Annotated in this window: 12 protein-coding genes and 1 pseudogene; 12 read left to right on the top strand and 1 reads right to left on the bottom strand. The window is 43.1% G+C overall.

Translation table 11 applies throughout. The annotated features are described in order from the left end of the window. Nucleotides 1-28 precede the first annotated feature (28 nt). From moaA to moaCB, 4 genes and pseudogenes are all read left to right on the top strand, one after another. A complete protein-coding gene (moaA, locus tag F981_RS12785) occupies nt 29-1138 on the top strand; it encodes a GTP 3',8-cyclase MoaA (protein ID WP_004722158.1) in 1110 nt (369 codons plus the stop codon). Between the two features lie 79 nt (nt 1139-1217). Then, nucleotides 1218-1460, top strand: coding sequence for a MoaD/ThiS family protein (locus tag F981_RS12780; RefSeq protein WP_035372134.1), 243 nt, complete (start codon nt 1218-1220; stop codon nt 1458-1460). A gap of 1 nt (nt 1461) precedes the next feature. Further along, nucleotides 1462-1915 (top strand): annotated as a pseudogene (locus F981_RS24225) (molybdenum cofactor biosynthesis protein MoaE); the annotation flags it as partial. Between the two features lie 388 nt (nt 1916-2303). Then, nucleotides 2304-3227: a bifunctional molybdenum cofactor biosynthesis protein MoaC/MoaB gene (gene moaCB / locus F981_RS12770; RefSeq protein ID WP_004722154.1), complete on the top strand. Its 924-nt coding sequence runs from the start codon at nt 2304-2306 to the stop codon at nt 3225-3227. An 87-nt stretch (nt 3228-3314) separates the two neighbouring features. Here the strand turns inward: moaCB and pcaU are convergent, their stop codons facing one another. Further along, on the bottom strand, nt 3315-4139 hold the full coding sequence (gene pcaU, locus F981_RS12765) for an IclR family transcriptional regulator PcaU (protein ID WP_004722152.1): 825 nt from the start codon (nt 4137-4139) through the stop codon (nt 3315-3317). Between the two features lie 251 nt (nt 4140-4390). On the opposite strand from pcaU, the gene F981_RS12760 reads away from it, so the two are divergent. From F981_RS12760 to pcaH, 8 genes are all read left to right on the top strand, one after another. After that, a complete protein-coding gene (locus F981_RS12760; protein WP_004722150.1) occupies nt 4391-5074 on the top strand; it encodes a 3-oxoacid CoA-transferase subunit A in 684 nt (227 codons plus the stop codon). Between the two features lie 2 nt (nt 5075-5076). After that, on the top strand, nt 5077-5730 hold the full coding sequence (locus F981_RS12755; protein WP_004722148.1) for a 3-oxoacid CoA-transferase subunit B: 654 nt from the start codon (nt 5077-5079) through the stop codon (nt 5728-5730). Nucleotides 5731-5905: 175 nt separating this feature from the next. Then, on the top strand, nt 5906-7114 hold the full coding sequence (gene pcaF, locus F981_RS12750; protein ID WP_004722147.1) for a 3-oxoadipyl-CoA thiolase: 1209 nt from the start codon (nt 5906-5908) through the stop codon (nt 7112-7114). 8 nt (nt 7115-7122) lie between these two features. After that, entirely contained in the window at nt 7123-8478 is a 1356-nt protein-coding gene (gene pcaB / locus F981_RS12745; protein WP_004722146.1) for a 3-carboxy-cis,cis-muconate cycloisomerase, read from the top strand. Nucleotides 8479-8483: 5 nt separating this feature from the next. Then, a complete protein-coding gene (gene pcaD / locus F981_RS12740) occupies nt 8484-9269 on the top strand; it encodes a 3-oxoadipate enol-lactonase (RefSeq protein ID WP_085944130.1) in 786 nt (261 codons plus the stop codon). A gap of 42 nt (nt 9270-9311) precedes the next feature. Next, nucleotides 9312-10664, top strand: a complete 1353-nt coding sequence (locus tag F981_RS12735; protein ID WP_004722142.1) for a 4-hydroxybenzoate transporter PcaK — start codon at nt 9312-9314, stop codon at nt 10662-10664. Nucleotides 10665-10708: 44 nt separating this feature from the next. Then, nucleotides 10709-11122: a 4-carboxymuconolactone decarboxylase gene (gene pcaC, locus F981_RS12730; RefSeq protein ID WP_004722141.1), complete on the top strand. Its 414-nt coding sequence runs from the start codon at nt 10709-10711 to the stop codon at nt 11120-11122. A 10-nt stretch (nt 11123-11132) separates the two neighbouring features. Next, nucleotides 11133-11858, top strand: a complete 726-nt coding sequence (gene pcaH, locus F981_RS12725) for a protocatechuate 3,4-dioxygenase subunit beta (RefSeq protein ID WP_004722139.1) — start codon at nt 11133-11135, stop codon at nt 11856-11858. Nucleotides 11859-11866 lie beyond the last annotated feature (8 nt).

Below are 11866 nucleotides of genomic sequence, written 5' to 3'. Positions count from 1 at the left end.
GAATTTAAATCGTGCTTGGGATGTGTAAATGAATGCAATGACACAATACGAAGTGGGAACGGCTTTTGTCGATCAATATGGTCGTAGCAAGCGTAAACTCCGAATTTCAGTGACAGATCGCTGTAATTTTAAGTGTGTCTATTGTATGCCCGAACATCCTGAATGGATGAAAAAACACGATTTACTCAGTTTTGAAGAACTTTATGTGTTTTGTGAGTTTATGGTGCGACATGGCATTGAACAGATTCGGATCACTGGTGGTGAGCCGTTAATGCGTCAAGGTGTGGTGCACTTTATTGATGAGCTACAAAAATTAAGAAAGCTGGGGCTCAAACGTATTTCAATGACCAGCAATGCACACTATCTTAAACAATACGCAAGCCAGTTAAAACAAGCGGGTTTAGATGACTTGAATATCAGTCTGGATAGTCTAGATCCAGCACAATTTAAGGCACTGACTCAAAAAGAACTACATCCCGTGTTAGAGGGCATTGTCGCAGCACAACAAGCAGGCTTTAAGATCAAGATCAATGCTGTATTGATCAAAGGCATCAATGATGATCAGATTTTGCCCTTAGCACACTGGTCGATTCAACACCATTTTACCGTGCGATTTATTGAATTTATGCCTTTGGATGGTGCTGGTCTTTGGTCGCAAACTAATATTGTCAGTGAGCAAGAAATTTTAGCTCAATTACAGCATGACTTTGTTGTCACTTTACAGCAAGGACAGTCTTCCGAGCCTGCACGGCAGTATTTTATTGATGGTTATCCGATTGGCATCATTTCGACCATTACCAATTCATTTTGTGGCACATGTGACCGTGTGCGTTTAACCGCACAAGGTGATTTTTATAATTGTCTATTTGCGCCAAAGGGGATCAGCCTAAAAGCACAAATTAAGGCACTGAATCAAGATTCACCTGTTTTAGAGCCTCTCCGATTAGCGCAAACCAGTTCACCAAATGCAGCTGTATATTCGCCAATAACATTAGATTCGCCACAGCATAGGCAATTACAAGATACTTTGTCTGATTATATTTGGCAGAAAAAACAAGGCTTTGATGAGATTTATCAACAGCCAAAATCAAAACATTCATCATCTCGAAAAATCAGTATGTATATGATTGGAGGTTAATATGTCAGATCAATTTACTATTCCAAATACACCAGACTCGGCAAACATTGCCAATCAATTCAAAGATATCCAGCAGCACATGACCGTAAAAATTGAATGCTTTGGTGCAATTGAACGTTTACTGCCGACTGATTTAACTCTGCAATGTGAGTCTGAAATGAGGATTTCGGATATTTTGAATTATGTGGTACGCGCTTATCCCCATGCAGGAAACATGCTTGAGCGTTGTGCATGTGCAATAGGCGAAGAGATTATCCCACGTCAGACCTTATTAACATCGGATAGTACTGTGGTTTTACTGTCACCTGTTGCGGGAGGTTGATATGCATACATTTGAACAAACGCTTAAACAATTCAACAGAATTCAGGATACAGCCTTAACTCAAGACAGTTTTGACCCGATTCAAGACTTTCCTGAATGCGGTGGCATTGGCATCTTTATTGGAACAGTACGTAATCATCATGAAGGCAAAGCGGTCAAAGCACTGAAATATACCGCCTATGCGCCTGTTTCAGAAAAAATGATTCGCCAAATTGAGCAAGAGATTCAACAAAAATTTGCAGTGGCTTATGTACGGGTTATTCATCGTATTGGTGCTTTAAACATCGGTGAAAAAGCCATTATTGCGATTGCTTATGCAGCGCATCGCCGTGAAGCATTTGCAGCCTGTGAAGAAGCAGTAGAACGGGTAAAACATGAGGTTCCCGTATGGAAAGAAGAATTTTATCTGGATGGCACGAGCCAATATGTTGCGGGTTGTTGTATTCGAAATGATGATGTGGAACAAGATCATTCAGTACAAAAGGATTCATTTCACCACCATGACTGTGAGCATGATCATGTCGCTTCTGATGACCATTTATCTCAGCACAATCAACCTCAGCATCATCATTCTCAAGCGCAGCAATCAGCGCATCGACATTCTGAGCACAATCATTCTTTTGCACATCATTCCAAATCTACACATTTAGGGCACACGCATTCAGAATACAGTAGTCAACAAAAGGATCATGAAGCTGAACAGCAAGTGTTGTTAAGCAAACAGTATGAACAGACAATTTATCAATGGCATATGTAAAAACATATCGAGCAAACTTCACAAAGTGTGTTCTTCACAAAGTATGTTTTGTCATGTAAAAAATACCGCCATATCAGGAACAGGCAATGAAAAATGTAGGGATGAAAGCAGATAGCTATCGGACAGCAGTAGCAACAGGAATTTTATATGCGTCTGCACATTGCATAGAACTGTTACGCACAGGAAATACCGAAAAGGGTGATGCACTAAAAACGGCACGTATTGCTGGAATTTTGGCAGCAAAACGCACAGATGAACTGATTCCTTTATGTCACCCTTTACCGATATATCGTGCAGATGTTGAATATGAGTTACATGAACAACATGTTGAAATTATTGCAACGGTTGAAACCATTGGCCCTACGGGCGTAGAAATGGAAGCGCTTACCGCAGTCAGTTTGGCAGGTTTAACTCTATACGATATGCTTAAACCACATTGCGAACCTGAAGACTTATGCCTTGACCAATGTAAATTACAACTGAAAATAGGTGGTAAATCGCATTTTACCCGAACGCTCAAACAGACTTTATCTGCATCAGTGATTGTTTTATCAGATACCGTTGCTTCAGGGAAAAAACCTGATACAGCAGGGCAAAATGTTTTAGAAATTCTTGAACAAGCCAATTTTAGTCAAGTGAACTATCAAGTGATTGCTGACTCTCCAGAACAGTTGTTGGCGTTAATTGAACAACAAAAAAATCATTATCCGCTGATTTTGACGGTTGGTGGAACAGGACTAGGCCCAAAAGACTTAACGGTGGAGACCATTCAACCTTTACTCCAACGCGAAATCCCCGGCTTAATGGAAGCTTCGCGTAGTTTTGGTCAGAGACGTACTCCTTATGCGGCACTTAGTCGAGGCATTGCAGGCTATATTGACACGAGTTTGGTGATTACTTTGCCAGGTAGTCGCCAAGGCGCTAAAGAGTCATTGATTGCGATTCTACCAGCCTTGGTCCATCTGTTTGATGTGCAAAAAAATATCCCACATGTTGGCGGCTACCAATAAAGAGGCTACCAATAAATCAGGTTGTTGTGGCTCATGATTGAGGAGGCGTAAATCCTTAATTTGCTAAATTTGTTATCTCAATAGCCATTAAATCACTTGACGTAAATCCCGCGCTGTTTCTTGCAGTAACGGTAAAATATGCGTAATTAAATAATCTTTGGTTGTACGTATGGTAGGAGAGACAATATTGAGTGCGGCAACAACAACCGCATTCGAATCATAAATTGGCACTGCCACAGCATGCACCCCCAATTCATGTTCTTCACAGGAATAACACCAGTCTTGTTCTTTAATCTCATGCAGTAATTCTATAAAGGCTTCACTGTCAGTATAGGTATATTTAGTAAGACGCTTTAATGGATACTGGGTCAGCCACTGTTTTTGTTCTTCGATATTTAAATGCGCCAATAAAATTTTCCCCGCAGAGGTTGCATGTGCTGGCAGGCGATTACCTAAATGTAAGCCATACGGGTTAACACGGTCTGTTTGTTGGTGTGCAGCACTACGTGCAATGGTAATCGCTTCATAACCATCTAGCACCATGACGGAATAAATCAGCGAGGTTTGATTGGTCAATAAATTTAATAAGGGTTGGCAAATTTTAGGTAAAGGGGAACCATCTAAATAAGCACCAGAGAATTTAAGGATTTTCGGGGTTAAATAATAGTAATGTCCGTCAAAGTCTAAATAGCCTAAGTATTCTAATGTGAGTAACTGGCGACGCGCTGCTGCACGGGTCATTCCGGTTTTTTCAGCCGCAGTGCTGATATTCAAGCGGTGTCGTTCAGGCCCAAAACATTCCAAAATTGCCAAGCCTTTTGCAATCCCTGCAATAAAATCTTCATGGCGAATGATCTTTTTATTTTCAGCATGATGGATTAATCGGGTGGTTTTGTTGTGTTCATCATCCATAACGCAGATCCTTATTTTAAAGCCAATTGCATTAAAATTATACTCAATCAAAATCAGACTGTTTTAGTGGGATAATGTTCGATCATCGAACATAAAAAATGATGATCGAACAAATTCTGTCTTTAAGCCTAGAAGTAAATATAAAATTTATCAAGAATAAAGATAAGAAATCCGAACAAAACACTCAACTTATGTTTCATCGGTTTCTAGGATGAAACAAATGAGTGATTCATAGTACAGGAAGTAGTCAGATGATTGATAAAAACGCCACCTCATTGACCGAGGTTCTGTCACAAATCAAAGATGGTGCAACCATTATGATTGGTGGCTTTGGAACAGCAGGACAACCCGCAGAGCTGATCGATGGGCTGATTGAACTTGGCGTTAAAGATCTGGTGATTGTCAATAATAATGCAGGTAATGGCGATTACGGTCTGGCTAAACTGCTTAAATCGGGTGCAGTCCGTAAAATCATTTGTTCTTTCCCACGTCAGTCTGACTCTTGGGTATTTGATGAACTCTATCATGCGGGCAAGATCGAACTGGAACTGGTTCCTCAAGGTAATCTCGCGTGTCGTATTCAAGCTGCTGGGATGGGTTTAGGTGCAGTGTTTACCCCAACAGGTTTTGGCACCTTATTGGCAGATGGTAAAGAAACCCGTCATATCGATGGAAAAGACTACGTGCTTGAATATCCGATTAAAGCAGACTTCGCACTGATTAAAGCACATCAAGGCGACCGTTGGGGCAACTTGGTTTATAACAAATCAGCACGTAACTTTGGTCCAATCATGGCGATGGCTGCAGATGTCACCATTGCGCAGGTTTCAGAGCTGGTTGAATTGGGTCAACTCGATCCTGAGCATATTATTACCCCAGGGATTTTTGTTCAGCATGTGGTTGCAGTTGATACAGCCAATGGTAATGGAGAATAACAATGAGCTACCAAAAACTAAGCCGTGACCAAATTGCTGAACGTGTTGCCCAAGATATTCCCGATGGGGCTTATGTCAATTTAGGTATTGGTTTACCAACCAAGATTTCAAAATATCTGCCAACAGACAAAGATGTATTCCTGCATTCTGAAAATGGTTTATTGGCTTTTGGTCCTCCACCTGCCAAAGGTGAAGAAGATCCTGAGCTGATTAATGCAGGCAAAGAATATGTCACCATGCTAACGGGTGGCTCGTTTTTCCATCACGGTGATTCTTTTGCCATGATGCGTGGCGGACATCTGGATATTGCTGTATTGGGCGCATTCCAAGTGGCGGCTAATGGCGACCTTGCCAATTGGCATACCGGTGCGCCTGATGCAATTCCTGCGGTGGGTGGTGCAATGGATTTGGCTGTAGGGGCCAAGAAAGTGTTTATCACCACCGACCATGTGACTAAGCAAGGTGAACCCAAGATTGTAGAAGAGCTGAGCTATCCAGTAACAGGTAAGCATTGTGTTGATCGTATCTATACTGACTTATGCGTGATTGATGTGACCACAGATGGCTTAAAAGTGCTTGAAAAAGTTGCAGGTCTGAGCTTTGAAGAATTACAGGCTTTGACGGGCGCTCAATTGATTGATGCGACACAGGGATAATAAATCCCTCCCTTGCGGAATGATTAAATCTCCCCTTGCGGAACTTTAATCGTTCCTCACCCTTTGTTAAGGGGGACTTCACCTAAATAAATAATGGAGTGAGTTCCCCTCTTTGTAAAAGAGGTGAGCTGCTGCTGTAGCAGCGCAAGGGAGATTATTTAAGGATATAAACAACATGAAAAACGCTTACATCATAGATGCCATCCGTACTCCATTTGGTCGTTATGCCGGTGGTCTTGCGCCAATACGTGCAGATGATCTTGGTGCAATTCCAATTCAAGCATTGATACAACGTAATCCAACAGTAGATTGGCAGCAAGTCGATGATGTGATTTATGGCTGTGCCAATCAGGCTGGGGAAGATAACCGTAATGTCGGGCGTATGTCAGCATTATTAGCAGGTGTGCCATACCAAGTGCCAGCAACCACTGTCAACCGTTTATGTGGATCATCACTGGATGCGATTGCCATGGCAGCTCGTGCCATTAAAGCCAATGAAGCAGATTTAATCATTGCCGGTGGTGTAGAAAGCATGAGCCGTGCGCCCTATGTGATGGGTAAGTCGGACAGTGCTTTTGGACGCAGTCAAAAGATTGAAGACACCACCATGGGCTGGCGTTTTATCAATCCAAAACTTAAAGAATTGTATGGTGTGGACAGCATGCCACAAACCGCTGAAAACGTGGCAGAACAATTCAATATTAACCGTGCGGATCAAGATCAGTTTGCGCTAAACAGCCAACAACGTACTGCGGCAGCACAAGCTCAAGGCTTTTTCAAAAATGAGATTGTGCCTGTCACTATTCCACAGCGTAAAGGCGATGCTGTGCTTGTGGATACCGATGAACATCCACGTGCATCAACCACTTTAGCCGCACTGACAAAACTCAAAGGTGTGGTCAAAGCTGATGGTACGGTCACGGCGGGCAATGCCTCTGGGATTAATGATGGTGCAGCGGCGTTATTGATTGCTTCAGATGAAGCTGTAGAAAAATACCAATTAAAACCACGTGGCAAAATTATTGCAGCAACCACGGTGGGTGTAGAACCAAGAATTATGGGCTTTGCACCCGCGCCTGCAATCAAGAAACTGCTTAAACAAGCTGATCTTAGTTTAGCGCAAATGGATGTGATTGAACTGAATGAAGCCTTTGCTGCCCAAGCTTTGGCGGTAACCCGTGATTTAGGTTTGGCAGATGATGATGCACGCGTCAATCCCAATGGTGGTGCAATTGCTTTAGGTCATCCTTTGGGTGCATCAGGTGCCAGACTGGTGACCACAGCCTTAAATCAACTTGAACAGATCAAAGGTGAATATGCCTTATGTTCAATGTGTATTGGGGTAGGTCAAGGTATTGCATTAATTATTCAACGTGTTGAGTGAGGTACCTGATGAGCCAGTTATACGCCAGCTTATTTTATCAGCCTGATGTCACAGCAATCTTTAGCGATCATGCCTTATTGGGTTATATGATCCAAGCCGAAGTGGCTTTGGCAAAAGCACAGGCACAAGTGGGTGTGATTCCACCATCCGCTGCCAGCATCATTGAACAAGTTGGACAACAGGCCCTAGCAAAAATTGATTTTGAAGCATTGGCAACCGCGACGGCTCTTGCGGGAAATATTGCGATTCCTTTGGTAAAGCAATTTACTGCGATTGTAAAACAATATGATGAAGACACAGCGCGTTATGTACATTGGGGCGCAACCAGCCAAGACATTATTGATACAGCGACGATTCTGCAATGCCGTGATGCATTAGGGCTGATCGAAAAACAATTACAACAGGCTTATCAAGTTTCATTAGACCAAGCACAACAGTATCGTGCCCAAGTCATGATTGGTCGCACTTGGTTACAGCAAGCTTTACCGATCACCTTAGGACATAAGTTTGCACGTTGGGCTGCAGCATTTAAACGTGATCTTGATCGTCTAAGCGAGATGAAAAGCCGCGTTCTTACTGCTCAACTCGGTGGGGCTGTAGGTTCATTGGCATCATTACAAGATCAAGGTTCAGCTGTGGTTAAAGCCTATGCTGCGGCGTTGAATTTAACCTCACCTGAGTGTACATGGCATGGTGAGCGTGACCGCATCGTTGAAATTGCCAGTGTACTTGCCCTGATCGTCGGTAATGTTGGCAAGATGGCAAAAGACTGGTCTTTGCTGATGCAAACTGAAATTGCTGAAGTCTTTGAACCCACTGCAAAAGGTCGTGGTGGCTCATCCACCATGCCACATAAACGTAATCCAGTTGCAGCCGCTTGCGTACTTGCAGCAGCCAACCGTGTTCCTGCATTAATGGCAAGTGTCTACCAAAATATGCTGCAAGAACATGAACGTGCTTTAGGCACTTGGCATGCAGAATGGTTAGTGATTCCTGAAATTTTCCAGTTATGTGCAGGTGCTTTAGAACGCACTACGGATGTGCTTGAACATATGCAAGTCGATGCACAAGCCATGCAGCGCAACCTTGAGTGTACTCAGGGCTTGATCATGGCAGAAGCGGCAATGATGGCACTGGCACCCAAAATTGGGCGTTTAAATGCGCATCATTTGGTTGAGCAAGCTTGTCAGCAAGCCATCGCGCAACAGCAACATTTAAAAACGGTATTGTCAGCAATGACTGAGGTGAATGTCCATCTAAGTGCACAGGCATTAGATGAGATTTTCAAACCAGCCGCTTACTTGGGCAATATTCAGGCACAAATTGATGCCGTACTACAAGCAGCACAAGGAGTGTCTAAATGATGAAAATCAGTATGAAAATTAACAATCGTCAAGGACAGCAACTTGCGGTTCAAATCCAAGGCGTAAAAGATGCACCAGTGATTATATTTTCTAACTCACTCGGAACGGATCATGGTATGTGGCAAGCGCAAGTAGATGCTTTGGCGCAACACTATCAGATCATCACTTATGATACCCGCGGGCATGGTGCGAGTGATGTGATTGCCAACAGTACACTGCAAAACTTTGCAGACGATGTGATTGATATCTTAGATACATGGCATATTGAAAAAGCACATTTTTGTGGAATTTCAATGGGTGGCATCACTGCACTCACATTGGCAATTGAATACCCTGAGCGTTTTTATAGCATCACCGTTGCAAACTCAGCCGCGAAAATTGGTACAGCTGAAGCGTGGAATACCCGTGCCGATAGCGTTGAGCAACACGGACTGGCTGAAATTGTCAAAACCACACATACACGTTGGTTTAGTGAGCATTTTGATTATGCACATGATGTGCTTGCTCAAAAAACCATTCAAAGTTTAGCTGTGACGCCTGCACAAGGCTATGCCAATGCGTGTCGAGCGTTGGCGGATGCCGATGTTCGAGATCAGCTCAATCAAATTCAAATCCCGACTTTAATTATCGCAGGTCAATATGACCCTGTAACGACGGTTCAGGATGCAGAGTTTATGCATCAATCCATTCCAACCAGTCAACTTGAAATCTTGGCAGCTTCTCATTTGTCCAATATTGAACAACCACAAGTGTTCAATCAGGCATTGTCCAAGTTTATTCAGAACATATAACCGTCTAGGGTTAGAAAGGAATTCGCCTACAAGGAGGCAACTATGGCACAGGAATTTGCTGCCCCAAAAAATAGTATGGATGCTCAGGCACTCATTAATGATGCACCGATCAGCAAGTATCAATGGATGATTGCAATTATTTGTTTTCTCATTGTATTTGTTGATGGAATTGATACGGCTGCGATGGGCTTTATTGCACCTGCTTTGGCACAAGATTGGGGGATTGATCGCTCTCAACTTGGACCTGTAATGAGTGCAGCACTGGGTGGAATGATCATTGGTGCATTGGTTTCAGGACCTACTGCGGATGGTTTTGGACGCAAGATTGTATTAACCATTTCAATGTTGATTTTTGGCGGCTTTACCTTGGCATCCGCATATGCGCCAAACTTAGACAGTTTGGTTGTACTGCGCTTTTTAACCGGTATTGGTCTAGGCGCAGCAATGCCAAATGCCACAACATTGTTTTCAGAATACTGCCCGAACCGTGTTCGTTCACTGCTCGTGACCTGTATGTTTTGTGGTTATAACTTGGGTATGGCCACAGGTGGTTTTGTCAGTAGTTGGCTGATTCCTGCCTTTGGTTGGCACAGCTTATTTTTGCTCGGTGGTATTTCACCGTTGATCCTGATGGTATTGGTGATTGTGCTGTTACCTGAGTCATATCGCTTCTTGATTGTTAAAGGTCGAGATGCTGCAAAAGTTCGCAAAATCCTGAGCCATATTGCGCCTGAAAAAGTACAGCTTGCTGACAGCTTTTATATCCCAGAAGAACAGTCTGCTGTGGCACAAAAGAAAAATGTATTTGGCATGTTGTTTTCCCAAAAATTTGCCAAAGGCACAGTGTTGTTATGGTCAACCTACTTTATGGGCTTGGTGGTGATTTATCTACTGACCAGTTGGTTACCAACCTTGATGCGTGAAACCGGCGCAACCATGGAACGCGCGGCATTTATTGGCGGTCTATTCCAGTTTGGTGGTGTGTTGAGTGCGTTATTTATTGGTTGGGCAATGGATCGTTTTAACCCAAACCGCATTATTTCAGCATTCTATTTTATCGCAGGCTTGTTTGCTGTTGCCGTAGGTCAAAGCCTCAGCAACCCAACATTATTGGCCATTTTGGTGTTATGTGCAGGGGTTGCAATCAATGGTGCGCAATCTGCAATGCCAGCGTTAAGTGCCCGTTTTTACCCAACTCAATGTCGTGCAACTGGTGTGGCATGGATGACAGGGATCGGTCGTTTTGGTGCAGTGTTTGGGGCTTGGATTGGTGCTGTTTTACTCGGCAATGATTGGTCTTTTACCGCAATTTTAAGCTTATTGATGATTCCTGCAACCGCTGCGGCTGTGGCAATTTTTGTTAAATCCTTAGTGGCGCATACCGATGCAAGCTAACTTTCTCAAGATCAGACATAAGATCATAAAGAGGGACAATTTCAATGAATGATGAACAACGTTACCAACAAGGACTACAGGTCCGCACCGAAGTATTGGGTGAAAAACATGTCGGTCGTTCTTTAGAAAACTTGAATGACTTTAACCAAGATTTTCAAAACTTTATTAGTCGTTTCGCTTGGGGTGAGGTGTGGTCACGTGAAGGTTTACCACGGCACACCCGCAGTTTAGTCACCATTGCTATCTTGTTGGCATTGGGACGAGAAGATGAACTCAGAATGCATCTACGTGCTTGCTTTAACAATGGCGTTACCAAGGACGAACTCAAAGAACTGATTTTACACAGCTCATTGTATGCGGGACTGCCAGCCGCAAATGCTGCAATGCACATGGCTGAAGATGTTTTTAAAGAACTCGGAATAGAAGTGCAACCTGTCGCTGCACAACAACAGGATTAAGGAGATAGGCATGTTAAGTCATACATTGGGTGCATATCCGCAACGGAATACAGAAGATCACCCGCCAGCATATACACCAGGCTATAAAACCAGTGTATTACGCTCGCCCAAAAATGCATTGATCTCGATTAATGAAACATTAACTGAAGTCACTTCACCGCATTTTTCACCTGAAATTTTTGGTGCAAAAGACAATGATTTGATTTTGAACTATGCCAAAGAAGGGCTCCCAGTCGGTGAGCGAATTATTGTGCACGGTTATGTGCGTGACCAGTTTGGTCGCCCTGTGAAAAACGCCTTATTGGAAGTTTGGCAAGCCAACGCATCGGGTCGTTATCGCCATCCAAATGACAAATTTATTGGCGCAATGGATCCTAACTTTGGTGGCTGTGGTCGTACCTTAACCGATGAAAATGGTTTTTATATTTTCCGTACCATTAAACCGGGACCATATCCGTGGCGTAACCGAATCAATGAATGGCGTCCAGCGCATATCCATTTTTCATTGATTGCCGATGGTTGGGCACAACGTTTGATTTCGCAGTTCTATTTTGAGGGCGATACCCTGATAGATACTTGCCCGATTTTAAAAACCATTCCATCTGAAGATCAGCGTCGTGCCTTGATCGCATTAGAAGATAAAAACAATTTCATAGAATCAGATAGTCGTTGTTACCGCTTTGATATTCACCTGCGTGGTCGTCGTGCGACTTATTTTGAAAATGATTTGACTTAAGGAACTCA

It is taken from the genome of Acinetobacter guillouiae CIP 63.46 (genome assembly GCF_000368145.1).
Lineage (GTDB): Bacteria > Pseudomonadota > Gammaproteobacteria > Pseudomonadales > Moraxellaceae > Acinetobacter > Acinetobacter guillouiae.
This window is presented reverse-complemented; position numbering and strand designations above follow the sequence as displayed.

Excerpts from the sequence above, each read along its gene's own strand:
- moaA (WP_004722158.1), top strand. The coding sequence starts at position 29 with ATGAATGCAATGACACAATACGAAGTGGGAACGGCTTTTGTCGATCAA.
- F981_RS12780 (WP_035372134.1), top strand. The coding sequence starts at position 1,218 with ATGACCGTAAAAATTGAATGCTTTGGTGCAATTGAACGTTTACTGCCG.
- moaCB (WP_004722154.1), top strand. The coding sequence starts at position 2,304 with ATGAAAAATGTAGGGATGAAAGCAGATAGCTATCGGACAGCAGTAGCA.
- pcaU (WP_004722152.1), bottom strand. The coding sequence starts at position 4,139 with ATGGATGATGAACACAACAAAACCACCCGATTAATCCATCATGCTGAA.
- F981_RS12760 (WP_004722150.1), top strand. The coding sequence starts at position 4,391 with ATGATTGATAAAAACGCCACCTCATTGACCGAGGTTCTGTCACAAATC.
- F981_RS12755 (WP_004722148.1), top strand. The coding sequence starts at position 5,077 with ATGAGCTACCAAAAACTAAGCCGTGACCAAATTGCTGAACGTGTTGCC.
- pcaF (WP_004722147.1), top strand. The coding sequence starts at position 5,906 with ATGAAAAACGCTTACATCATAGATGCCATCCGTACTCCATTTGGTCGT.
- pcaB (WP_004722146.1), top strand. The coding sequence starts at position 7,123 with ATGAGCCAGTTATACGCCAGCTTATTTTATCAGCCTGATGTCACAGCA.
- F981_RS12735 (WP_004722142.1), top strand. The coding sequence starts at position 9,312 with ATGGCACAGGAATTTGCTGCCCCAAAAAATAGTATGGATGCTCAGGCA.
- pcaC (WP_004722141.1), top strand. The coding sequence starts at position 10,709 with ATGAATGATGAACAACGTTACCAACAAGGACTACAGGTCCGCACCGAA.
- pcaH (WP_004722139.1), top strand. The coding sequence starts at position 11,133 with ATGTTAAGTCATACATTGGGTGCATATCCGCAACGGAATACAGAAGAT.